The following is a 23674-nucleotide window of genomic DNA, read 5'->3' on the forward strand; positions in this document are numbered from 1 at the left end:
ACGCTCCTCAGATGTTCCGGAAGCGGTTGATGGCGTCCAGGTGCTCGGCGCGCATCTCCTCGTCGCGCACGCCCAGGCCCTCCTCGGGGGCGAGGCAGAGCACGCCGACCTTGCCCTGGTGGGCGTTGCGGTGGACGTCGTGGGCGGCCTGGCCGGTGTCCTCCAGGGAGTACACCTTGGAGAGCGTGGGGTGGATCTTGCCCTTGGCGATCAGGCGGTTGGCCTCCCAGGCCTCGCGGTAGTTGGCGAAGTGGGAGCCGATGATGCGCTTCAGCGACATCCACAGGTAGCGGTTGTCGTACTCGTGCATGTAGCCCGAGGTCGAGGCGCACGTGGTGATGGTGCCGCCCTTGCGGGTGACGAAGACACTTGCGCCGAAGGTCTCGCGGCCCGGGTGCTCGAAGACGATGTCGATGTCCTCGCCGCCGGTGAGTTCGCGGATGCGCTTGCCGAAGCGCTTCCACTCCTTCGGGTCCTGGGTCTGCTCGTCCTTCCAGAACCGGTAGCCCTCGGCGTTGCGGTCGATGATCGCGTCGGCGCCCATGGAGCGGCAGATCTCCGCCTTCTGCGGCGAGGAGACGACGCAGATCGGGTTGGCCCCGCCGGCCAGCGCGAACTGGGTGGCGTAGGAGCCGAGGCCGCCGCTGGCGCCCCAGATGAGCACGTTGTCGCCCTGCTTCATGCCGGCGCCGTTGCGGGAGACCAGCTGGCGGTAGGCGGTGGAGTTGACCAGGCCCGGGGCCGCGGCCTCCTCCCAGCTGAGGTGGCCCGGCTTGGGCATCAGCTGGTTGGACTTGACCAGGGCGATCTCCGCGAGGCCGCCGAAGTTGGTCTCGAAGCCCCAGATGCGCTGCTCGGGGTCGAGCATCGTGTCGTTGTGGCCGTCGGACGACTCCAGCTCGACGGAGAGGCAGTGCGCGACGACCTCGTCGCCGGGCTGCCAGGCGTTGACGCCGGGACCGGTGCGCAGCACGACGCCGGCCAGGTCGGAGCCGATGATGTGGTACGGCAGGTCGTGGCGCTTGGCCAGCTCGTTGGTGCGGCCGTAGCGCTCCAGGAAACCGAACGTCGACAGCGGCTCGAAGATCGAGGTCCACACCGAGTTGTAGTTGACCGAGGAGGCCATGACGGCCACCAGGGCCTCGCCGGGGCCCAGCTCGGGCAGCGGCACCTCGTCCAGGTGGATCGACTTGCGCGGGTCCTTGTCGCGGGTCTCGAGGCCCGCGAACATCTCGGTCTCGTCCTTGTGCACGGTGATCGCGCGGTACGACTCGGGGAGCGGCAGTGCGGCGATGTCGGCCCGGGTGGAGTCGGGCGACTGGATCGCGTCCAGGATGTCCTTCACGGTGTTGCCTCCGGCGGTGAGCGCCCTGAGGGAGGGGCGCTGAGGGTGACGTCGGTGCTGATGAGGGTGGGTGAGGGTGCCTGTGACGCAGGCGTTCGGACGCGCAGGGGATGAGGTGCGGGGACAGCCCGAACACCCTAAACGTATGACACCGCGTGTCACCCCGCAAGGCACTGAGTGCCAGAAAATGTTCTCAGATGAATTCTTTACCCGACAGATGAGCGATGATCGATCGAAGGCGGGTTCCGGGGCCGCTGAAAAGGGGCACTGACATGCAAAAACGGCCACCCGGGGGGTGGCCGTCGTCACAGCGGGAAAGCGGGTCGGTGCGCGGTCTCAGTGCTCCTTGAGGGCCTGCTCGATGGTGCGCATGACCTCGTGCAGCGGTGCGTCGGTGCGCGCGACCGTCACCAGCACCTCGCCCTGCACGGTGGCCGAGGAGGTGGCCGGCCGCGCGGCGGCGGTGGAGCGCCCGGCGCCGATGCCCGTGCCGAACGTCCGGCGCACGATCGCGAAGGCGTGGTCGAGCTGGGCCTCCACGTCCCCCTGCCCGCCCGCCCGGAGCCAGCGCCGCAGCACGTGGTTGTGGGCGGTGACCACGGCGGACGCGGCGACCTCCGCCAGCAGCGGGTCGTCGTTGGCGTCGTCGTCGTGCGCGTGCTCGTCGAAGTGGCCCAGCAGGTAGCGGGTGAAGAGGCGCTCGTAGCGGGCCACGGACGCGATCTCCGCCTCCCGCAGGGTGGGCACCTCGCGGGTCAGCTTGTAGCGGGCGACCGAGATCTCCGGCCGGGCCGCGTACATCTTCATGACCTCTTTGATGCCGCGGCACACCGTGTCGAGCGGGTGCTCGTGCGCGGGTGCCGCGTTGAGCACGGCCTCGGCACGGACCAGGGTGTCGTCGTGGTCCGGGAAGATCGCCTCTTCCTTGGAGCGGAAGTGCCGGAAGAAGGTGCGGCGGGCGACCCCGGCCTGCGCCGCGATCTCGTCGACGGTGGTCGCCTCGTACCCCTTGGTCGCGAACAGCTCCATCGCGGCCGCCGCCAGCTCCCGGCGCATTTTCAGCCGCTGGGCGGCGGCTCGGTTGCCGGCCGCGCTCTCCGGAGCGTCGGGCGTGGCTGGTGTACGTGAGGACCTGGCGGGCTGGGACATGACCCGAACGTACTGCATGTGCACGCAATCATGCGCGTGACCGGGGATTCCCCCGCCCGCGGGGGGCGGGGGAGACCCGGCGGGATCGAGCAGCCCGCCCCAGTCCTCCTCGGACCGGAACCAGTCGCCCGGCCGCTCAGCGGCGGGCATACTCGCGGAAACCGCGGCCCGTCTTGCGGCCGAGGCAGCCCGCGGCCACCAGGTGCTCCAGGAGGGGCGCCGGAGCCAGTCCCGGGTCGCGGAACTCGCGGTGCAGGACCTTCTCGATGGCCAGCGAGACGTCCAGCCCGACCACGTCGAGCAGTTCGAAGGGCCCCATCGGGTAGCCGCCGCCCAGCTTCATCGCCGCGTCGATGTCGTCCAGCGTGGCGTAGTGCTCCTGGACCATCTTCACGGCGTTGTTCAGGTACGGGAAGAGCAGCGCGTTGACGATGAAACCGGCCCGGTCGCCGCAGTCCACGGCGTGCTTGCGGATCTTCGCGCAGACCTCCCGGACGGTGGCGTGCACGTCGTCGGCCGTCAGCACCGTGCGGACCACCTCGACCAGCTTCATGGCCGGCGCCGGGTTGAAGAAGTGCATGCCGATCACGTCCTGCGGGCGCGAGGTGGCGCGGGCGCAGGCGACGACGGGCAGCGAGGAGGTGGTGGTGGCGAGCACCGCGCCGGGCTTGCAGACCTTGTCCAGCGTGGTGAACAGCTGCCGCTTGACCTCCAGGTCCTCCGCGACCGCCTCGACGGCGAGGTCGACGTCCGCGAAGTCGTCGTAGGTGCCGGTCGGTGTGATCCGCTCCAGTGTCCGCGCGGCCGCCTCCGCGGTGAGCCGGCCCTTGTCGACACCGCGGGCCAGGGACTTGCCGATCCGGGCCTTGGCCGTCTGCGCCTTCTCCGCGCTGCGGGCGGCGAGCACGACCTCGTACCCGGCCTTGGCGAACACCTCGGCGATGCCGGACGCCATGGTGCCGGAACCGGCGACGCCCACCGAGCGCACGGGACGGCCCGGGACCGGGGTGTCGCCCGCCTTCGGGGTCAGGGCGTCGGGGACGACGACCGCGCTGCCCGGCGCCTCGTAGGTGTAGAAGCCGCGCCCGGCCTTGCGGCCCGTCAGGCCGGCCTCGCTGAGCTGGCGGAGGATCGGGGCGGGGGCGTGCAGACGGTCGTGGGAGGCGGTGTACATGGCCTCCAGGACCGTGCGCGCGGTGTCCACTCCGATCAGGTCCAGCAGCGCCAGCGGTCCCATGGGCAGTCCGCAGCCGAGCCGCATCGCGGCGTCGATGTCCTCGCGGGAGGCGTAGTTCGCCTCGTACATCGCCGCGGCCTGGTTCAGGTAGCCGAACAGCAGGCCGTCGGCGACGAACCCGGGCCGGTCGCCGACCGCGACGGGCTCCTTGCCGAGGTCCAGGGCGAGGTCGGTGACCGCCGCCACGGCGCCCGGGGAGGTCAGCACGGAGGAGACGACCTCCACCAGCTTCATCGCCGGGGCCGGGTTGAAGAAGTGCAGGCCGAGCACCCGCTCCGGGCGGGACGACTCGGCGGCCAGCCGTGTGACGGACAGGGCGTTGGTGCCGGTCGCCAGGATCGTCTCGGGGCGCACGATCCCGTCCAGCTCCCGGAAGACCTGCTGCTTGATCTCGTACGACTCCGGCACCACCTCGATCACCAGGTCGGCGTCGGCGGCCTCCCGCAGGTCGGTCGAGGTGCGCACGCGGGCGAGGGCCTCGGCGCGCTCCTGCTCGGTGAGGCGTCCGCGCTCGACGGAGCGGGCGGTGGAGGACTCCAGGGCGGCGACGGCGGTCGCGGCCTGCGCCTCGCTGACGTCGATGCCGACGACGTCGCGACCGGCCCGGGCCAGGACCTCGGCGATGCCGGTGCCCATGGTGCCGAGGCCGACGACGGCGATGGTCCGGAGCGGGGGCAGGGAGGAGTGGGACAGGGGAGTGGCCATCGCGGGACTCCAGGAATGAGGGTGACGACGGGAACGTCCCGGACGCGCCTTCGGCGCGCACCGGGTCCGTGAGGGAAGGAGTGCGGGTGTTGCCGGGCTGACTGGCGCACACGCCCGGTGCCGGTGCGGAGGGCGTGCACACGCCCGCGCGGCGGCGGTGTCCGACCGGCCCTGTCCCGGGGCTCGGTCGCGCTGCGGTACCTACGTGCCCGGTACCGGACCGACTGCTCTCACCGCGGCTGCGTCACCAAACCGCCGTGAGGAGTACCGCGAGTGGGTAACTCGCTCGTCTGAGATTAACTCGCGGGTAACGAGCGCGCCAGCCCCCGGTGTTCGTGATGTACGTCCCACGGGGCCCACGACGCCCCTAACCTCGGTGTCATGGACGAAGAGTTGCGAACGCTCACGGAGCGCTTACGGGCCGAGGCGGACGCGCCGGGGGCCCCGGACGGCCCGGTGGCGTACGACCGGCTGGTGGCGACCGGGGACCCGGACGAGCTGGCCGCGGTGCTCACCGAGCCCGGACACCAGCTCTGGGCCCGGGAACTGGCCGCGTTCCGCCTGGGCGTCGCCGGGGACCCGCGGGCCTTCGAGGCCCTCGTGCTGCTGCTGAACCACCGCGACCCGCCGCGCTGCGCCGCCGCCGCCCACGCCCTGGCCCGCCTCGGCGACCCCCGCACCGCCCGCGCCGCCGCCGCCCTCGCCACCAACGAACTGCGGGTCGCCTACGCCCTGCACCCGGTGCGGCTGCTGGTGGAACTGCGCGCTCCCGAGGCCGTGCCCGCCCTCATCACCACGTTGCAGCGACGGCTGCGCCCGCACGACCCGTACCGACGGGTGGCGCTCGCCTGTGTCGAGGGGCTCGGCACGCTCGGCGACCGCCGGGCCGAACCCGTCCTGAAGGAGGCCCTGGCCCACCCGGCGCTGGCGGAGGCGGCGGTGCGGGCGCTGGCGCGGATCCCGGGCCGGCGGTGAGCCGTCGAGGCGCGGCCGCGGGCCGGCGGGGACCGGGGGTGAGCCGTCAGCCGGCCAGTCGCCTCGCGTACCGCACCTCGGGCACCGCGACCCCCGCCACCTCGTACGGCTCCTCGGCGCCGTCGGCGGTGAAACCCTCCCGTTCGTAGAAGCGCCGGGCGCGGGCGTTGCCCTCGACCACCCACAGGAGCACGCGCGCGTGCCCGGCGGCCGCGCACCGGCGCACCGTCTCCCGGAGCAGGGCCTGCCCGACACCGGTGCCGAACCGCCCCACGTCCACGTAGAGGGCGTACAACTCGGCGTCCTCGGTCCGCTGTTCGCCGTCCCGGTACGGGCCGTGGCAGGCCCAGCCGACGACCTCGCCGCCGTCGTCCTCGGCGACCAGGTTCACCACGTCGTCCGGGGCGCGGGTGAAGAGGTCGCGGCGCCGCCGGGCGTCCCGGGCGACGTCCAGCTCGTCCAGGTACCGCTGCGGCATGAGGCCCCGGTACGCCGTCCGCCAGCCCAGGACACGGATCTCGGACACCCGGTCGCAGTCGGCGAGGGTCATCTCCCGGACGCGCGTCCCGCTCACGGGGCGACGACCGCGAACGCCTCGATCTCCATCAGGAACTCCGGCCGGACCAGACCCGCGACCCGCACCGCCGAGGCGGCGGGCAACCGGTCGTCGGGCAGGTGCGCGGCGCGGGCCGCGCGGATCGCGGGCATGTACGCCATGTCCGTGACGAAGAAGGTCAGCTTCACCACGTCGTCGAAGGTCGCTCCGGCCGCCGCCAGGCACCTGCGCAGGTTCTCGAAGACCTGGCGGGCCTGGGCCGCGGGGTCGCCCGCGCCGACCACCTCGCCCGCCTCGTCCAGGGCGAGTTGACCGGAGACGGCCACGAACCGCCCGGTACCGAGGACGACATGGGTGTACTGGGCGGCGGGCGCGACGCCCTCGGGTGCGGCGATCCTGGTCAGTCGGCTCATGCGTCCATGGTGGACCACGGGTCGGACAGCGCCTCCGACGGGCGGGGCTACCCCCGGAAGCCGAGCAGCCCGTGCAGCGTCGAGCCGCGTGAGGAGAGGGACGCCGCCTTGGATCGCAGCGGCTTGGGCGCGGGCAGTGCCGCGCACACCGCGTCCGCCTCGCCGTCGCCGCGCGGCACGGTGCCGTCGGCGAGATAGGCGGCCAGGTGCTCGTCCAGACAGGAGTTGCCGCTCAGCGTGATGCCGTGGTTCCCGCCGCCGTCCTCGACCACCAGGCCGGAGCCGCGCAGCAACCGGTGCACGGTGACGCCGCCCTCGTAGGGGGTGGCCGCGTCGCCGGTCGCCTGGAACAGCAGGGCCGGCGGGAGGTCCCGGTTGGTGACGTCCACCGGCCGCCGCGCCTTGGTGGGCCAGAAGGCGCACGGCGCGTTGTACCAGGCGTTGTTCCAGGTCATGAAGGGCGCCTTCGCGTACACGTCCCCGTTGTCCTCGCGCCACCGGTCCCAGTCGCGGGGCCAGGCGGCGTCGCGGCACTGCACGGAGGTGTAGACGCTGTAGCCGTTCTCGCCGGCGGCGTCCACGGCACCGAAGTCCTCGTACGCCTCCACCAGCGGGTCGGTGTCCGCGTCGTTCACGTACGCGGCGAACGCCTCCGCCAGGTAGGGCCAGTAGCCGTTGTAGTAACCGCCGGGGAGGAAGGTGTCCTCCAGCTCCGAGGCGCCGACCTTCCCGCCCGCAGGCTCCTTCGCCAGCGCCGACCGCATGCCGTACCACGCGGCCTCGATCCGCTCCGGGTCGGTGCCCAGCCCGTACGTCCCGTCGTGCTCCGCGATCCAGGCCAGGAAGGCCCGGTGGCGGTCGTCGAAGACGTGGTCCTGGTCGAGGTTGGCGTCGTACCAGACGGCGGTCGGGTCGACGACGGAGTCCAGGACCAGGCGGCGCACGCGGTCCGGGTGGAGCTTCGCGTAGACGGCGCCCAGATAGGTGCCGTACGAGTAGCCGAAGTAGTTGATCCGCTCCGCGCCGAGCGCCCTGCGGATCGCGTCCACGTCCCGCGCCGCGCTGACCGTGTCGACGTACGGCAGCACCTCCGCGTACTTCGCGCCGCAGGCGTCGGCGAAGGCCTTCGCGCGCGCGAGGTTGGCCCCTTCGGCGGCGGCGGTGGCGGGCAGGGAGTCGGGGCGCACCGGATCGAAGTGGCCCGGCAGGCAGTTCAGAGCGGGCTCGCTCTTCCCCACGCCCCGCGGGTCGAACCCGATGACGTCGTACTGCGCGGCCACCTCAGGGGGGAGCGAGGACGCCACGAACCCGGCGAGGGTCAGCCCGCTGCCGCCGGGTCCGCCGGGGTTGACCAGCAGGGGTCCCTGGTACGTCGATCCGGTGTGCGGGACGCGGGACAGCGCCAGCGTGATCCGCCTCCCGTCCGGGCGGGCGTGGTCGAGCGGCACCGACAGGGAAGCGCACTGGAGGGTCGGGTAGTCGGCCGTGCCGCACTTCTTCCAGCTGGGCCCGGCGGCCTGCGCGGTGCCCGCCCGGTGCGGTGCGCTCGCCTCGGCGGGCAGCGCCGTGACGGTCCCGGCGGCGATGACGGCGGCGCCGCACAGCACGGCTGCGCGTTGTCTCATGGCGTTCTCCCGGGACTCGCGGGGCGGAGCGGCTTCGGCCCGCGCGGGTCGCGGTCCTCGCCGCATCGTCCCGGCGAGCGCCGACGGAAGAACGCTTTCTGTCTGCACTTGACCCAATTGGGTCGATGGATGCCCTCGAATGCCCGGGGGCGACAGTCAGGGGGGACCGTCAGAGGAGCGACAGCTGGACCGGTTCGGCCGGCGTCGGCCCGGAGATCGCGGGTCCGGCCGCCGTACCGCCCGCGGCCGGCTCCGCTCGCGCGATCCGACGCGGCGTCCCCCCGCGCGCGGGGCCGATGCCGTACTCCTCGGCCAGGTCGTGCACCTGGCGGGTGATCCGGCGCTGGTACCACTTGGGGGCGTAGGCGCCCTCCGCGTACAGCCGCTCGTAGCGGCGCACCAGGTGCGGGTGGTGCTGGCCCAGCCAGCTCATGAACCACTCCCGGGCGCCCGGCCGCAGGTGCAGCACCAGCGGTGTCACGGACGTGGCGCCCGCGGCCGCGACGGCGCGCACGGTCGCGCGCAGCTGGGCCGGCTCGTCGCCCAGGAACGGGATGACCGGCGCCATCAGGACCCCGCACCCGATGCCGTGCCGCGCGAGGGCCCGGACCACCTCCAGGCGGCGCTCCGGCGCGGGCGTCCCCGGTTCCACGGTGCGCCACAGCTCCGTGTCGGTGAAGCCGACCGAGACCGAGATCCCGACGTCGGTCACCCGCGCGGCCCGGGTCAGCAGGTCGAGGTCGCGCAGGATCAGCGTGCCCTTGGTCAGGATCGAGAAGGGGTTCGCCCGCTCGGTGAGGGCCGAGACGATGCCCGGCATCAGCCGGTAGCGGCCCTCGGCGCGCTGGTAGCAGTCGACGTTGGTGCCCATCGCGACGTGCTCGCCCTGCCAGCGGGGCGAGGCCAGCTGGCGGCGGAGCAGCTCGGGCGCGTTCACCTTCACGACGATCTGGGAGTCGAAGCCGAGCCCCGTGTCGAGGTCCAGGTAGCTGTGCGTCTTGCGGGCGAAGCAGTACACGCACGCGTGCGTGCAGCCCCGGTAGGGGTTCACGGTCCACTCGAACGGCATGCGCGAGGCGCCCGGCACCCGGTTGAGGATCGAGCGGGCCCGCACCTCGTGGAAGGTGATGCCGCGGAACTCGGGTGTGTCGATCGTGCGGGTGGTCACCGCGTCCGCGCCGAACAGCGCGGGATCGGCGGCCCGGGCGTGGTCGGAGTCCGTGAGGTTCTCCCAGCGCATTGACGCCTCCTCGGTAGCACTGCCCCCACAATAGAACACATGTTCCCTTGATCGTGCGGACGAGTCGCGCGGGGCCGCTTCACGCCCCCGGATTTGGTGGCCGGGCGGCGGGGTGGTTGGCTTGCCCGGACCCCGAGAACCAGGCCCTGGAGGAACCCGATGGCGCAGGTCGAGGCGACTACCGAGCGGATCGTCGCAGCGGACGCGGAGACGGTGTTCGACACCCTCGCCGACTACAGCGGCACCCGCGCGAAGCTGCTGCCCGAGCAGTTCAGCGAGTACGAGGTCCGCGAGGGCGGCGACGGCGAGGGCACCGTCGTCCACTGGAAGCTCCAGGCCACCAGCAAGCGCGTGCGTGACTGCCTGCTGGAGGTCACCGAGCCGACCGACGGCGAACTCGTCGAGAAGGACCGCAACTCCTCCATGGTCACCACCTGGCGGGTCACCCCGGCCGGCGAGGGGAAGTCCCGGGTGGTCGTCGTCACCACCTGGCAGGGCGCCGGCGGTGTCGGCGGCTTCTTCGAGAAGACCTTCGCGCCCAAGGGCCTCGCGCGGATCTACGACGCCCTGCTCGTCAGGCTCGCGGCCGAGGTCGAGAAGTAGTCAAAGCGCAAGCCGGGGGCGGCCGTTGGCCGCCTCACCGGTTCGAGTGATCTCCGCCCGAAACCACCGCACTTCCGTAACTCGTCGCACTTGTTCGCAGTTGCCGCATCAGGCGGCAATTGTGAGCAGGTGTGACGAGGGGAGCGGAACATGGGCGGGATCACTCTGGTGCAGGACGAACCGGCCACCGCGCCCCCGACACCCCCCGAACCCCCCGCACCGGGGCCCGAGCCGACAGCGGGGCTGAGCCCGCGCCGGGTGCGGCTCGTGTTCGTCGGACTGATGCTGGCGCTGCTGCTCGCCGCGCTGGAGCAGATGATCGTCGCCACCGCGCTGCCGAAGATCGTCGGCGAGCTGCACGGCCTGGACAAGATGTCCTGGGCGATCACCGCCTACCTGCTCACCTCCACCGTCGGCCTGCCGATCTACGGCAAGCTCGGTGACCTCTTCGGACGCAAGGGCGTCTTCCAGTTCGCCATCCTGGTGTTCGTCGTCGGCTCGGCGCTCGCCGGACGGGCGCAGACCATGGACCAGCTGATCGCCTTCCGCGCCGTGCAGGGTGTCGGTGCGGGCGGCCTGATGATCGGCGTCCAGGCGATCATCGCGGACATCGTGCCGCCCCGCGAACGCGGCCGGTTCATGGGCCTGATCGGTGCCGCCTTCGGGCTCGCCTCGGTCGCCGGCCCGCTGCTGGGCGGCTACTTCACCGACCACCTCTCCTGGCGCTGGTGCTTCTACGTCAACATCCCCTTCGGCCTGGTCACCATGGCCGTCGTGGCCGTGGTCCTGAAACTGCCCAAGCCGCAGGCCAAGCCGCGCCTGGACGTCCTCGGGGCGCTGCTGCTCGCCGCCGCCTCCACCTGTCTGGTGCTGCTCACCAGCTGGGGAGGGACCGAGTACGCGTGGGGATCGAGGGTCATCCTGGGCCTCGCGGCCGGAGCGGTCGCCACCACGGTCCTCTTCCTGGTCGCCGAACACTTCGCGCCCGAACCGCTCATCCCGCTGCGGCTCTTCCGGGACTCCGTCTTCAACATCACCGGCCTGGTGGGCCTCGTCATCGGCGTCGCCCTCTTCGGGGCCGCCAGCTACCTGCCGACCTTCCTGCAGATGGTCGACGGCGCCACCGCCACCGAGTCGGGCCTGCTGATGCTGCCGATGATGGGCGGCATCGTCGGCGCCTCGATCATCTCCGGGCAGCTGATCAGCCGTACCGGGCACTACCGGTCCCACCCGATCCTCGGCAGCGTGCTGTCCGTCGTCGGCATGTGGCTGCTGTCCCGGCTCGACGCCGACACGCCCCGGCTGCACTACAGCATCTGGATGGCCGTCCTCGGCGCCGGCATCGGCATGGTGATGCCGGTCCTCGTCCTCGCCGTGCAGAACTCCGTGCGCCCCGCCGACCTGGGCACCGCCACCAGCGCCAACAACTACTTCCGGCAGATCGGCGGCAGCGTCGGCGCGGCGATCTTCGGCACCCTCTTCGCCGACCGGCTGACCGACGCCCTCGCCGACCGGGTCCCCGCCGAGGCGGGCGCCGCCCTGCCCGACGCCGAGGCCATCACCCCCCAGCTCGTCCACTCCCTGCCCCCGGCGCTGCGCGACGCCTACATCGGGGCGTACGCCGACGCCATGCCGCGGATCTTTCTCTACCTGGTGCCGGTGCTCGTCCTCGGGCTGCTCATCGCCCTCTTCCTCAAGGAGAAACCACTGGTGTCCCACAACGCCCCCGTCACCGACCCGGGGACCGCTCCGCCCGTCGCCCCCGTGCCGTCGGCCCGGTCCCCCCACGCCGCCGGCATCCCGGTCTGCGGCACGGTGCAGCATCCCGACGGCACCGTCGTGCCCCGCGCGGCGCTCACCCTCATCGACGTCGGCGGCCGGCAGATCGGCCGGGGCGCCAGCGGCGAGGACGGACGGTACGCGCTGGCCACCCCCGGCCCGGGGTCGTACGTGCTGATCGCCGCGGCCGGCGGCCACCAGCCGCAGGCGGTCTCCGTGACCGTCGGAGAGCGCCCGGTGGACCTGGACGTCGTCCTGGGCGGCGCCGGGCGGCTCGCCGGCAGTGTGCTCACCGCCGACGGCAGCCCCGTGCGCGACGCGATCGTCACCCTCACCAACGTCCACGGGGAGGTCGTCGCCACCACCCGCAGCGGCCGGGAGGGCGGTTACGTCATCACCGAGCTGGTGGCCGGCGAGTACACCCTCGCCGCCAGCGCCCCCGCCTTCCGCCCGGCCGCCCTGCCGGTCAGCGTCCAGGCCGCCCGGGAGACCCGCCAGGACGTCGAGCTGGCGGGCGGCGCCGTGCTGCGCGGCACCGTGCGCGCCAGTGCCGGACGGGCCGTGGAGGACGCCCGCGTGACGCTGCTCGACGCGGCGGGCAACGTGGTGGACACGCTGACCACCGGACCCGACGGCACCTTCCGGTTCGTCGACCTGTCCTCCGGCGAGTACACCGTCATCGCCGCCGGCTACCCGCCCGTCGCCACCGTCCTCCAGGTGGCCGGCGGCGGCCGGACCGAACGCGACCTCCAGCTCGGACACGAGGACTGAGCCCCACGCACCGGCGCGCGCGTGCGCGCCGGTGCGGCCGCGCTCCCACCGCCCTCGTCCCACCCGCCGCGGCCCACCGGGGCGCGCGCCGTTCGCACGTCCGGTGAAGGAATGCGCCGGGCGCTTGTGGCGGTGCACCGGGCGCGGTACACCGTACGGGTCCGTCGCCTTCGACGGGCTGTACGTCGTCGCACCTGGGGAGACGGGCATGAGCGTGACGAGCCGGTACCGGGACGCCTGGGAGAGCTTCTGGAGCGAGGCGCCCGAGGGACAGGGAGCGGTGTTCTGGGACGCGGAGCCGATGCTGACCTCCGGCCGCCACCTGGCCCACTTCGAGCCGCACCTGGTCGACCCCGCACTGCCGCTGATCGACCTCGGCTGCGGCAACGGCACCCAGACGCGCTTCTTCGCCGACCGCTTCCCGCACGTCGTCGGCGCCGACCTGAGCGCCGCCGCCCTCGACCACGCCCGCCGCTTCGACCCCGCCGGGCGGGCCGCCTACCGGCAGCTGGACGCCGCCGACAAGGCCGAGGCGCAGACGCTGCACGCGGAGCTGGGCGACGCCAACGTCTATGTGCGGGGCGTCCTGCACCAGTGCGAGCCCGACGACCGGCAGCCGCTGGCCGACGCCCTCGCCGTACTCCTCGGTACCCGCGGGCGCGCCTTCCTGGTGGAGCCCGCCCAGGCCGCCCGGACGGTCCTCGCGGCGCTGGCCCAGGACCCCGAGGGCCCGCCGGCCAAGCTGGCCCCCGTCCTGCGGCACGGGCTGACCCCCGGCGCCGCCCCCGACGAGGCGGTGCCGCAGCACCTTCGCGCGGCCGGGCTGACCGTCCTGGCCAGTGGCGAACTCCCGCTGTACACCACGGAGTACACACCGGACGGCACCAGGATCGAGCTGCCGTCGACGTGGGTGGTGGCGGGCCCGGGCACGGGGTGACGCAGCCTGCCCGGCGATGACGCACGAGTTCCGTCCCACTCCGCCGGCTCCCTGCCGGAGACGGCCCGCGGCGAGACCGGGGGAGGGCGTCCCGTCGGCTCCCGACCTGGACGCCGGCCCCCCGGAGCCCGTTCTGGCCGACGTGCGGGAACTCGCTGTCGAGGGGGCCGAGGGCGGGTTCCCGCTGACCCGGCCCGGCCGGTGGAGGCCGTTTCCCGCTCCTTCGTAGCCGCCCTCCGCCTGGGCGCGTAACGTGACGCCCCATGAAGATCCTCATCAGCGCCGACATGGAGGGCGCCACCGGTGTCACCTGGCCGGCCGACGTGCTGCCGGGGACGCCGCAGTGGGAGCGGTGCCGGTCGATGTTCACCTCGGACGTGAACGCCGCCGTGCTGGGCTTCCTGGACGGCGGCGCCGACGAGGTGCTCGTCAACGAGGCCCACTGGACCATGCGCAACCTGCTTCTGGAGCAGCTCGACGAGCGGACCCAGATGCTCACCGGCCGGCACAAGGCCCTCTCCATGGTGGAGGGCGTGCAGCACGGGGACGTGGACGGCATCGCCTTCATCGGTTACCACGCGGGCGCCGGCATGGAGGGCGTCCTCGCGCACACCTACCTCGCCAACCAGATCACCGGCGTCTGGCTGAACGACGTACGGGCCAGCGAGGGGCTGCTCAACGCGCACGTCGTCGCCGAGTACGGGGTGCCGGTGATCCTGGTCACCGGGGACGACGTGGCCTGCGAGGACGCGCTCGGCTACGCGCCCGGGGCGCTGAAGGTCGCCGTCAAGGACCATGTGTCGCGGTACGCGGCGGTGTGCCGCACACCGGCCAGGACCGCCGCCGACATCCGGGCGGCGGCGAAGGAGGCGGCGGCTCTCGCGGTGCGCCACGAGCCGGTGAGCGGCGGACCGTTCACGGTCGCGGTGGAGTTCGACGCCGAGCACCTGGCCGCTGCCTCGACGGTGGTGCCGGGCGTGGCCCGGATCGGGGAGCGGAAGGTGGCGTACACCCACGACACCATGTTCGACGCGATCCGTACGTTCAAGGCGGTCACCACGATCGCCTCCGCCGCCGTGGAGGAGCAGTATGGCTGAGCAGACCCGGCACACCGGCGCCGAGGCACTGGACGAGGTCGTCCGGTTCACCTCCGAGCTGATCCGGATCGACACGACCAACCGGGGCGGCGGCGACTGCCGGGAGCGCCCGGCCGCCGAGTACGCCGCCGCGCGGCTCGCCGAGGCCGGCATCGAGCCTACGCTGCTGGAGCGGACCGAGGGCCGGACCAACGTCGTGGCCCGCATCGAGGGCACCGACCCGTCGGCCGACGCGCTGCTCGTCCACGGCCACCTGGACGTGGTGCCCGCCGAGGCCGCCGACTGGAGCGTGCACCCCTTCTCCGGGGAGGTCCGCGACGGGGTCGTCTGGGGGCGCGGCGCCGTCGACATGAAGAACATGGACGCGATGATCCTGGCCGTCGTCCGCGACTGGGCCCGGCAGGGCGTACGGCCCCGGCGGGACGTCGTCATCGCGTTCACCGCGGACGAGGAGGCCAGCGCCGAGGACGGCTCCGGCTTCCTCGCCGACCGCCACGCCGCGCTGTTCGAGGGCTGCACCGAGGGCGTCAGCGAGTCCGGGGCGTTCACCTTCCACGACGGCGCCGGCCGCCAGTTCTACCCCATCGCCGCGGGTGAGCGCGGGACGGGCTGGCTGAAGCTCACCGCCCGCGGACGGGCCGGCCACGGCTCCAAGGTGAACCGGGAGAACGCGGTCACGCGCCTCGCCGCGGCGGTCACCCGCATCGGCGACCACGAGTGGCCGCTGCGCCTCACCCCGACCGTGCGGGCGGCCCTGACCGAACTCGCCGCCGTCTACGGCATCGAGACCGGCCTCGACGACGTCGACGCCCTGCTGGACAAGCTCGGACCCGCCGCCAAGCTGGTCGAGGCGACCGTCCGCAACAGCAGCAACCCGACCATGCTGGACGCCGGTTACAAGGTCAACGTCATCCCCGGCGAGGCCGTCGCCCAGGTCGACGGGCGCTTCCTGCACGGTCACGAGGACGAGTTCCGCAGCACCCTCGACCGGCTCACCGGACCGGACGTGGACTGGGAGTTCGTCCACCGCGAGGTCGCCCTCCAGGCGCCGGTGGACTCACCCACGTACGCCGGGATGCGCGCCGCCGTCGAGGAGTTCGCCCCCGAGGGGCACGTGGTGCCGTACTGCATGTCGGGCGGCACGGACGCCAAGCAGTTCTCGCGGCTCGGCATCACCGGCTACGGTTTCGCGCCGCTGAAGCTGCCCGAGGGCTTCGACTACCAGGCGCTCTTCCACGGCGTGGACGAACGTGTCCCCGTCGAGGCGCTGCACTTCGGAGTCCGCGTCCTCGACCGGTTCCTGCGCACCGCCTAGGAGCGCGCGCTCCCCGGGCGCACGGCCCGGAAACGAAGCTGGAGGAGAAGTGGGGCAGTCGGTGCAGACACTGGCGTACGGATCGTGGCCCTCGCCCGTCGACGCGGCCCTGGCCGCCGCGCACGACGGACGGCCCGACGACGTGGGTTTCGTCGGCGACGAGGTGTGGTGGACCGCGCCCCGGCCCGCCGAGGGCGGTCGGCGCACGTTGGTGCGGCGGCGCCTCGACGGTACCGAGGAGTCGGTCCTGCCCGCGCCGTGGAACGTGCGCAGCCGCGTCATCGAGTACGGCGGCCGGCCCTGGGCCGCGCACCCGGGCGACGCCGGGCCGCTGCTGGTCTTCGTGCACTTCGCCGACCAACGCCTGTACACCTACGAGCCGGGCGGCGGCGAACCCCGCCCCCTGACCCCCGTCTCGACGGTGGGCGGCGGACTGCGCTGGGTCGAACCCGAACTACGGCCGGAGCGCGGCGAGGTGTGGTGCGTGCTGGAGGAGTTCACCGGCGACGCGCCCACCGACGTGCGCCGGGTCCCGGTGGCGGTGCCGCTGGACGGCTCGGCGGCCGACGACCGGGGCGCGGTCCGCGAACTCACCGTTGCCCGGCACCGCTTCGTCACCGGCCCCCGCCTCTCGCCCGACGGACGGCGCGCGGCCTGGCTCGCCTGGGACCATCCGCGCATGCCCTGGGACGGCACCGAGCTGATCGTCGCCGAGGTCGGCGACGACGGCCTCCTCCGGGACGGCCGGACCGTCGCCGGCGGGCCCGAGGAGTCGATCGCCCAGGCGGACTGGGCGCCCGACGGCACCCTGCTGTACGCCTCCGACCGCACCGGCTGGTGGAACCTCTACCGCGACGGGCAGCCGCTGTGCGCCCGCGAGGAGGAGTTCGGCGGCCCGCTGTGGAAGCTCGGACAGCGCTGGTTCACCCCACTGGACAGCGGTCTCGTCGCCGTCGTGCACGGCCGGGGCGCCACCACGCTCGGCATACTCGACCCCGCGACCGGCGAGGTCGTCGACGCGGCCGGTCCCTGGACCGAGTTCGCGGCCACCCTCGCCGCGCACGGTGAACGGATCGTCGCCGTCGGCGCGAGCCCGCGCACCTCCTACGAGGTGGTCGAGCTGGACACCCGTACCGGCCGCGCCCGGGTGATCGGCGCGCCCCACGACGACGCCGTCGACCCGGCCCACTACCCCGAGCCGCGGGCCCGCACCTTCACCGGACCCGCCGGGCGCGAGATCCACGCCCACCTCTACCCGCCCCACCACCCCGGCTGCCGGGCCCCCGACGGCGAGCTGCCGCCGTACGTGGTGTGGGCGCACGGCGGACCCACCAGCCGGGCGCCCCTGGTGCTGGACCTGGAGATCGCCTACTTCACCTCGCGCGGCATCGGGGTCGTGGAGGTCAACTACGGCGGCTCCACCGGGCACGGCCGGGAGTACCGCAACCGGCTGCGCGAGCAGTGGGGCGTGGTCGACGTCGAGGACTGCGCCGCCGTCGCCCTCGCCCTCGCCGACGAGGGCACCGCCGACCGGGAGCGGCTCGCCGTGCGCGGCGGCAGCGCGGGCGGCTGGACGGCCGCCGCCTCCCTCGCCACGACCGACGTCTACGCCTGCGGCACGGTCATCTACCCCATCCTCGACCTGACCGGCTGGGGGACGGGGGAGACCCACGACTTCGAGTCCCGGTACCTGGAGAGCCTCATCGGCCCCTACGCCGAGGTCCCGGACCGGTACGCCGAACGGTCCCCCGCCGAGCACGCCGACCGCGTCACCGCGCCGTTCCTGCTGCTCCAGGGGCTGGACGACGTGATCTGCCCGCCCGTCCAGTGCGAGCGCTTCCTCGCCCGGATCGCGGGCCGAGGGGTGCCGCACGCCTACCTCGCCTTCGAGGGCGAGGGACACGGATTCCGCCGGGCGGACACCATGGTGCGCGCCCTGGAGGCCGAGCTGTCCCTCTACGCGCAGGTCTTCGGCCTGACACCGGGGGACGTCCCGACGCTGGAGCTGACCACGTGAGGGAACTGACCCGGCCGGCGCGGCTCGCCCCCGGCGCCCGGGTGGCCGTCGTCGCGCCCAGCGGGCCCGTGCCCGAGGAACGGCTCCAGGCGGGCCTGGACGTACTGCGTGCCTGGGACCTCGACCCGGTCGTGGCCCCGCACGTCCTCGACCGGCACGGCACCTTCGACTACCTCGCGGGCACCGACGCCGACCGGGCCGCCGACCTCCAGGCCGCCTGGTGCGACCCGTCCGTGGACGCGGTGCTGTGCGCCCGCGGCGGCTACGGCGTCCAGCGCATGACCGACCTGCTCGACTGGGCGGCGATGCGCGCGGCCGGGCCCAAGGTGTTCGTCGGCTTCAGCGACATCACCGCCCTGCACGAGGCGTTCGCCGCCCGGCTGGGCCTGGTCACGCTGCACGGGCCGATGGCCGCGGGCATCGACTTCCTGAAGAACGCCCGGGCGCAGGAGCACCTGAAGGCCACCCTGTTCGCCCCGGAGACCGTGCGCGTCATCGCCTCGGGCGGCACGCCGCTGGTGCCCGGCCGGGCGCGGGGCGTCACCCTCGGCGGCTGCCTGTGCCTGCTCGCCGCCGAACTGGGCACCGCGCACGCCCGTCCCTCCGCCCGCGGCGGGCTGCTGTGCCTGGAGGACGTGGGGGAGGAGACCTACCGGCTGGACCGCTACCTCACCCAGCTGCTGCGCGCCGGCTGGCTCGACGGCGTCGCCGGGGTGCTGCTCGGGTCCTGGCAGGACTGCGAGCCCTACGCGCGGCTGCGGCCGATGCTGGCCGACCGGCTCGGCGGCCTGGGCGTGCCGGTCGTCGAGGACTTCGGCTTCGGCCACTGCGAGGGAGCGCTGACCGTCCCGTTCGGCGTGACGGCGGAACTCGACACCGACGCCGCGACCCTCACGCTGGACCGGCCGGCCCTGGTCTGACCCGCCCCGCGCGGGGCGGCACGGCGTCGTAGGCTGGCGGGATGCCGCACACCGCACCCCGCCACCTCGCCGAGGGCCCTCGCGTGGGCATACGGCACTACACGTACGAGGACGGCGCAGAGTTCACCGCCCGGGCGCGGGAGAGCAAGGACCTGCACCACCCGTGGCTCTTCCCGCCGGACAGCGCCCAGGCGTACCGGGCCTACGCGTCCCGGCTCATCGAGGACCGGACCAGAGCGGGGTTCCTGGTGTGCGAGAAGGGCACCGGCCCGGCCGGCGGCGGCTCCCTCGCGGGATTCGTCAACATCAACAACATCGTCCAGGGCAGCTTCCTCAGCGGCGCGCTCGGCTACGGCGCCTTCGCGCACGCGGCGGGGCGCGGGCTGATGCGGGAGGGACTGGACCTCGTCGTGCGGTACGCCTTCGGGCCGATGCGGCTGCACCGGCTGGAGATCAACGTGCAGCCGGGCAACGCGGCCTCGATCGCGCTGGCCCGCGCCTGCGGCTTCCACCTGGAGGGCTTCTCGCCGAGGATGCTCTTCGTCGACGGGGCCTGGCGGGACCATCAGCGCTGGGCGGTCACCGCCGAGACCGTGACTTCCGGTTGATCTTCATCGTGTCCAGGTCCGTCACCGTCGACCGCAGGTCCCGGAACCCGTAGCCGAGCCCGCGCAGCGTGCCCTCGGCCCGGTCCTCGGCGATCGCGCCCGCCATCTCCTCGCCGTCCGCCGCGTCCGAGACCACCACGTAGCGCATCGAGAAGTGCTTCAGCGGCGCGGGCTCGTACGACAGGGAGCCCTCCTCGGTGAACCGCATGCTCGCCATGGAGTGGTCCGCGGCCTCGGCGATCAGCCGGTCACGGGCCTGCTCGGTCAGTCCCTCCCAGGTGCCCCGGACGATCACCCGGTAGGTGTGCTGCTCACTCACGTGCCGCTCCTCGACGTGCCGTTCCCGCGTCACCGCGCCGACCGCCCGACCCTACGCCGCGCCCGGCCCGGCGCCCAGGGAATTAAACGTGAGCGACGTCGCGCCGACGCCCCCTGCGAAGCCCCTGTTCACGGCGGCGCCGAGCGGCTTCCATGGGGAAGCGTGACGACGATCCGACGCGAGGTACTGACCCTGCCCGCCGCGCCGCTGGGACCGGACAACCCCCTGCCGCCGCTGCGCCCCCTGGACGAGGCCCACCGCATCGACGAACGCGACCGGGCGGGCCTGCCCCGCGACATGGCCCGCCAGGTCGACCACGAGCCGCTGCGCAGCCTGCTGCCCCTGAGGGTCCGGGACGGCTACGACCGGCTGCGCCAGGACCGGGAGTTCGACGCCCTCGTCATCGAGAACGACCGGCTGCGGGCCACCGTCCTGCCCGGCCTCGGCGGCCGCGTCGCCTCCCTCCACCACAAGCCGACCGGCCGCGAACTCCTCTACACCAACCCCGTGTTCCAGCCCGCCAACTTCGCCCTCAACGGTGCCTGGTACTCCGGTGGCATCGAATGGAACATCGGCGCCACCGGACACACCGGCCTCTCCTGCTCGCCCGTGCACGCAGCCCGCGTGCCCGCCCCCGACGGCGGGGAGATGCTGCGCCTGTGGGAGTGGGAGCGGCTGCGCGACCTGCCCTTCCAGGTCGACCTGTGGCTGCCGGAGGGCTCGGACTTCCTGTACGTCGGCGCCCGCATCCGCAACCCGCACGAGCGTCCGGTGGCGACGTACTGGTGGTCCAACATCGCCGTCCCCGAGGACCGGCGCGTCCTCGCCCCGGCCGACGAGGCGTGGCTCTTCGGCTACGAGCGGCGGCTGCGCCGGGTGCCCGTGCCGGTCCACGACGGGGTCGACCGGACCTACCCGCGCAACAGCACCTACCCCGCCGACTGGTTCTACGAGGTGCCGCAGGACCGGCGCCGCTGGATCGCCGCGCTCGACGAGGAGGGCCACGGGCTGATCCAGACCTCGACCGACGTGCTGCGCGGCCGCAAGCTCTTCGTGTGGGGCACGGGGCCCGGCGGACGGCGCTGGCAGGAGTGGCTCACCGAACCCGGCACCGGCGGCTACTGCGAGATCCAGGCCGGACTCGCCCGCACACAGCTGGAGCACGTCCGGCTGGAGGCGGAGAGCGAGGTGTCCTGGCTGGAGGCGTACGGGCCGCTCGACGCGCCCGCCGAGGGCGAGTGGCACGCCGTACTGCGCGGCGCCGAGGACCGCTTGGAGGCGGCCTTGCCGCGCGCCGACGTCGAGGCGGCGTACGCCGCCTGGCAGCCGTACGCCGACGCCGAGCCCGGCGAGAGCCTCGCCGCCGGGTCGGGCTGGGGCGCCCTCGAAGTGCTGCGCGCGGGCTGGAAGCTGCCCGGCACGCCCTTCGCCGAGAGCACCCTGGGAGAGGAGCAGCGGCCCTGGCTGGAGCTGCTGCGCGCGGGGGCGCTGCCCGAACAGGGACGCCACGAGCCGCCCGGGGGCACGCTGGTCGCCCGGCCCTGGCGGGACATGCTGGAGACCACGGCCGCCACCCCCGTCGCCGAGTACCACCTCGGCGTCGCCCAGTGGCACGGCGGCGACCGGGCGCAGGCGGTGCGCAGTTGGGAACGGGGCCTGAAGAACGCCGACGCGGGCTGGCCGCTGCTGCGCTGCCTCGCCGTCGCCGACCGGGAGGACGGCCACCACGAGCGGGCCGCCGACCGGTACGCCGCCGCCTTCGACGACCTCTGCGCACAGCCGCGGGACGAGGCGGGCACCGGCGGTGACCCCGGGGGTGACGACGGCCCGGCGGCCGTCACCGCCGCGCTCGGCCGCGAGGCGATCGAGGCGCTGCTCGCCGTCGGACGCACGGCGGACGCCCGCGCGGTGTGGGAGCGGCTGCGTCCAGCGACGCGGGCCCGGGGCCGGTTCCGGCTGATCGAGGCGGCGCTGCTGGTCGCCGAGGGCCGGCCCGAGGAGGCACGGGCCGTCTTCGACGAGGGCTTCGAGGTCGCCGACCTGAGGGAGGGCGACGAGGTCGTCGGCCGCCTGTGGGCGCGGCTCGGCGACGAACCCCTCCCCGCCCGGCACGACTTCCGGATGCGGCCGGACGGGGAGTGACCCGTCCGGCCCGGACCCTACGCCCGCCGGTCCACGTACTCGTAGATCGCCCCGTCCGGATGCCGGGCGATCAGGTTGCGGCCGGCCGGCGTCGGGACCGGCCCCGCGATGACGTCCGCGCCCAGCGAGGTCAGGACGCGGTGGGTCTCCTCGACGTCCGCCACGGCGATCGTCGCGGCCACCTTGCGCAACACCTCGAGCTGGGACTCGGGTCCGCTCATCAGCAGGAAGCAGCCGACCGCGGCGACTTGGACGCCGCCGCGTTCGAAACGAAGGGCCGGGCCGCCGGCCAGACCCTCGTAGAAGGGGATCGCCTTCTCCAGGTCGTCGACGTAGATGCGCAGGGTGGCTCCCAGAATGTCCATGCGGACGAGCCTAGTTGGGGACGCCGGGGTCGTGCCCGGGGTCCGGCCCATGGAAGCCGCCCTCGCGGGTACCCGCACCGTATGGACCGCATGGATCACTTGGAACACCTGGACAAGCACCTGGTCGACGAACTGGCGCAGGTGGCACGCGAGACCGTGCGCGACGAACTGCGCGAACAGACGCGCAAGCAGCGCCGCAAGGCCACGCTGTACGCCGCCTCCGGTGCGGCCGCCCTGTACGCGGGGGCCGCCCTCGCCCTCGCCGTGGGCCTGGTCCTCGCCATCGGCCTGCCGGGCTGGGCCGCCGCGCTGATCACGGCCGCGCTGCTGGGCGTCGCGGCCTACCTGCTGCGGAGCGCGGCCCGGCCGCACACGTCCCGGGCCCCGGGGCACGGTCCGGTCGCCGGTGACGCGCCGGGCGGGCCGGGCATGCCGTACCCGCCGAAGCCGCCCGTCGCGCCCGCCGTACCGCGCCAGGACGGCAGCGACCCCGACGCCCCGCACGGCCGACGCTGACCGGCCGCGGCCGGACAGCACGGCGCCCCCCGGGCGACAGCCCGGGGGGCGCCGTCGTGTGCCGTGCCGTCAGGTGTCCTGCTGGAGCCGCGGCAGCACCTTCGTACGGTAGAAGTCGAAGAAGCCGCGCAGGTCGGGGCCGATCTGGTTGACGTAGACGCGGTCGAAGCCGGCGTCGGCGAACCCCCTCAGCTCCGCGACGTGCTCGTCCACGTCGTCGCCGCAGACCCGGTTGTCCCGGACCATGTCCTCGGTGACCAGGGTCTGCGCCTGCTCGAAGTGGGCGGGCGAGGGCAGCACCTGGCCCAGCTCGCCCGGCAGCAACTCGTTGGCCCACAGCCGGTGCACGGTCCGCACCGCCGCGTCCCGGTCGGTGTCGTAGCAGACCTTGGTGCCGCCGCTGACGAGCTTCCCGCCGCCCCCGCCCTTGCGGTACTGCTCCACCATCGACGCGTCCGGCATCATCGTGATGTACCCGTCGCCCACCCGGGCCGCCAGCTTGGTCGCCGCCGGGCCGAAGCCGGAGATGTCGATCGGGACGGGCTCGTCCGGGACGGTGTACAGCCGGGCGTTCTCCACCGTGTAGTGCGTGCCGTGGTGGTTGACCTCCTCGCCGGTGAACAACCGGCGCATGATCAGGATGGCCTCCTCCAGCATCTCCAGCCGCACGTGTGCGGCGGGCCAGGCGTCTCCGAGGATGTGCTCGTTGAGCGCCTCGCCGGTGCCCACACCGAGCCGGAAGCGGCCCCCGGACATCACGGCGCTCGTTGCCGCGGCCTGCGCCACGACCGCCGGGTGCATGCGCACGGTCGGGCAGGTGACCGCCGTCTCGACGGGCAGCGACACCGCCTCCGACAGCGCGCCGATCACCGACCACACGAAGGGGCTCTGCCCCTGCTCGCCGTTCCACGGGTGGTAGTGGTCCGAGATCCACAGTGCCTGGAAACCGGCCTGCTCGGCCATGCGGGCCTGTTCGATCAGTTCCGCGGGACCGTACTGCTCGCAGGAGAGGAAATAGCCGTACTCGGGCATGGGGGCCG

21 protein-coding genes are annotated in these 23674 nt (G+C 73.5%); 11 read left to right on the forward strand and 10 right to left on the reverse strand.

What is annotated here, in order from left to right; all coding sequences use genetic code 11:
• Window positions 1–7 precede the first annotated feature (7 nt).
• From ccrA to ACGF5T_RS19135, 3 genes are all read right to left on the reverse strand, one after another.
• Window positions 8–1345, reverse strand: coding sequence for a crotonyl-CoA carboxylase/reductase (ccrA, locus tag ACGF5T_RS19125; protein WP_356607018.1), 1338 nt, complete (start codon window positions 1343–1345; stop codon window positions 8–10).
• Between the two features lie 336 nt (window positions 1346–1681).
• Window positions 1682–2494 (reverse strand): TetR family transcriptional regulator, encoded by an 813-nt coding sequence (locus ACGF5T_RS19130; RefSeq protein WP_356607016.1) that lies wholly within the window; start codon window positions 2492–2494, stop codon window positions 1682–1684.
• Between the two features lie 136 nt (window positions 2495–2630).
• Window positions 2631–4436: a 3-hydroxyacyl-CoA dehydrogenase family protein gene (locus ACGF5T_RS19135; protein WP_366766333.1), complete on the reverse strand. Its 1806-nt coding sequence runs from the start codon at window positions 4434–4436 to the stop codon at window positions 2631–2633.
• Window positions 4437–4817: 381 nt separating this feature from the next.
• Here ACGF5T_RS19135 and ACGF5T_RS19140 point away from each other — a divergent pair, with 381 nt between their 5' ends.
• A complete protein-coding gene (locus ACGF5T_RS19140; RefSeq protein WP_366766332.1) occupies window positions 4818–5411 on the forward strand; it encodes an adenylosuccinate lyase in 594 nt (197 codons plus the stop codon).
• A gap of 46 nt (window positions 5412–5457) precedes the next feature.
• Here the strand turns inward: ACGF5T_RS19140 and ACGF5T_RS19145 are convergent, their stop codons facing one another.
• The 4 genes from ACGF5T_RS19145 to ACGF5T_RS19160 form a co-directional block, all read right to left on the reverse strand.
• On the reverse strand, window positions 5458–5961 hold the full coding sequence (locus ACGF5T_RS19145) for a GNAT family N-acetyltransferase (protein ID WP_366766421.1): 504 nt from the start codon (window positions 5959–5961) through the stop codon (window positions 5458–5460).
• 20 nt (window positions 5962–5981) lie between these two features.
• Window positions 5982–6380: a RidA family protein gene (locus ACGF5T_RS19150; RefSeq protein WP_356607010.1), complete on the reverse strand. Its 399-nt coding sequence runs from the start codon at window positions 6378–6380 to the stop codon at window positions 5982–5984.
• Between the two features lie 47 nt (window positions 6381–6427).
• On the reverse strand, window positions 6428–8005 hold the full coding sequence (locus tag ACGF5T_RS19155; protein ID WP_366766331.1) for an alpha/beta hydrolase: 1578 nt from the start codon (window positions 8003–8005) through the stop codon (window positions 6428–6430).
• A 169-nt stretch (window positions 8006–8174) separates the two neighbouring features.
• A complete protein-coding gene (locus tag ACGF5T_RS19160; RefSeq protein WP_366766330.1) occupies window positions 8175–9245 on the reverse strand; it encodes an Rv2578c family radical SAM protein in 1071 nt (356 codons plus the stop codon).
• Between the two features lie 159 nt (window positions 9246–9404).
• Here ACGF5T_RS19160 and ACGF5T_RS19165 point away from each other — a divergent pair, with 159 nt between their 5' ends.
• The 8 genes from ACGF5T_RS19165 to ACGF5T_RS19200 all read left to right on the forward strand — a co-directional run bounded on the left by ACGF5T_RS19165 (window position 9405) and on the right by ACGF5T_RS19200 (window position 19292).
• Window positions 9405–9848: an SRPBCC family protein gene (locus ACGF5T_RS19165; RefSeq protein WP_366766329.1), complete on the forward strand. Its 444-nt coding sequence runs from the start codon at window positions 9405–9407 to the stop codon at window positions 9846–9848.
• 150 nt (window positions 9849–9998) lie between these two features.
• On the forward strand, window positions 9999–12398 hold the full coding sequence (locus ACGF5T_RS19170; RefSeq protein WP_366766328.1) for an MFS transporter: 2400 nt from the start codon (window positions 9999–10001) through the stop codon (window positions 12396–12398).
• Between the two features lie 208 nt (window positions 12399–12606).
• The gene (locus ACGF5T_RS19175; protein WP_356607000.1) at window positions 12607–13335 is read left to right on the forward strand and encodes a class I SAM-dependent methyltransferase; all 729 of its coding nucleotides are present in this window, start codon (window positions 12607–12609) and stop codon (window positions 13333–13335) included.
• 263 nt (window positions 13336–13598) lie between these two features.
• Entirely contained in the window at window positions 13599–14432 is an 834-nt protein-coding gene (locus ACGF5T_RS19180; protein WP_356606998.1) for a M55 family metallopeptidase, read from the forward strand.
• Window positions 14425–15747, forward strand: a complete 1323-nt coding sequence (locus tag ACGF5T_RS19185) for a M20/M25/M40 family metallo-hydrolase (protein WP_361009829.1) — start codon at window positions 14425–14427, stop codon at window positions 15745–15747. Before ACGF5T_RS19180 ends, ACGF5T_RS19185 begins: the two co-directional genes overlap by 8 nt.
• Before the next feature lie 49 nt (window positions 15748–15796).
• On the forward strand, window positions 15797–17764 hold the full coding sequence (locus ACGF5T_RS19190) for a prolyl oligopeptidase family serine peptidase (protein ID WP_366766327.1): 1968 nt from the start codon (window positions 15797–15799) through the stop codon (window positions 17762–17764).
• Window positions 17761–18684, forward strand: a complete 924-nt coding sequence (locus ACGF5T_RS19195) for an LD-carboxypeptidase (protein WP_366766326.1) — start codon at window positions 17761–17763, stop codon at window positions 18682–18684. The genes ACGF5T_RS19190 and ACGF5T_RS19195 overlap by 4 nt, the downstream gene beginning before the upstream one ends.
• Window positions 18685–18725: 41 nt before the next feature.
• Window positions 18726–19292, forward strand: a complete 567-nt coding sequence (locus ACGF5T_RS19200; RefSeq protein WP_356606990.1) for a GNAT family protein — start codon at window positions 18726–18728, stop codon at window positions 19290–19292.
• Here the strand turns inward: ACGF5T_RS19200 and ACGF5T_RS19205 are convergent.
• A complete protein-coding gene (locus tag ACGF5T_RS19205) occupies window positions 19264–19611 on the reverse strand; it encodes a DUF6204 family protein (RefSeq protein ID WP_356606988.1) in 348 nt (115 codons plus the stop codon). The two genes, ACGF5T_RS19200 and ACGF5T_RS19205, sit on opposite strands and share 29 nt — an antisense overlap.
• A 162-nt stretch (window positions 19612–19773) precedes the next feature.
• On the opposite strand from ACGF5T_RS19205, the gene ACGF5T_RS19210 reads away from it, so the two are divergent.
• On the forward strand, window positions 19774–21753 hold the full coding sequence (locus ACGF5T_RS19210) for a DUF5107 domain-containing protein (protein ID WP_366766325.1): 1980 nt from the start codon (window positions 19774–19776) through the stop codon (window positions 21751–21753).
• A gap of 17 nt (window positions 21754–21770) precedes the next feature.
• Here the strand turns inward: ACGF5T_RS19210 and ACGF5T_RS19215 are convergent, their stop codons facing one another.
• Window positions 21771–22118, reverse strand: coding sequence for a VOC family protein (locus ACGF5T_RS19215; RefSeq protein WP_053139583.1), 348 nt, complete (start codon window positions 22116–22118; stop codon window positions 21771–21773).
• Between the two features lie 81 nt (window positions 22119–22199).
• Here ACGF5T_RS19215 and ACGF5T_RS19220 point away from each other — a divergent pair, with 81 nt between their 5' ends.
• On the forward strand, window positions 22200–22634 hold the full coding sequence (locus tag ACGF5T_RS19220; protein WP_366766324.1) for a phage holin family protein: 435 nt from the start codon (window positions 22200–22202) through the stop codon (window positions 22632–22634).
• Between the two features lie 69 nt (window positions 22635–22703).
• On the opposite strand, the gene ACGF5T_RS19225 is transcribed toward ACGF5T_RS19220, so the two are convergent.
• The gene (locus ACGF5T_RS19225) at window positions 22704–23666 is read right to left on the reverse strand and encodes an LLM class F420-dependent oxidoreductase (RefSeq protein WP_356606981.1); all 963 of its coding nucleotides are present in this window, start codon (window positions 23664–23666) and stop codon (window positions 22704–22706) included.
• Between the last annotated feature and the right edge of the window lie 8 nt (window positions 23667–23674).

It is taken from the genome of Streptomyces sp. NPDC047853 (assembly GCF_043204535.1).
GTDB lineage: Bacteria > Actinomycetota > Actinomycetes > Streptomycetales > Streptomycetaceae > Streptomyces.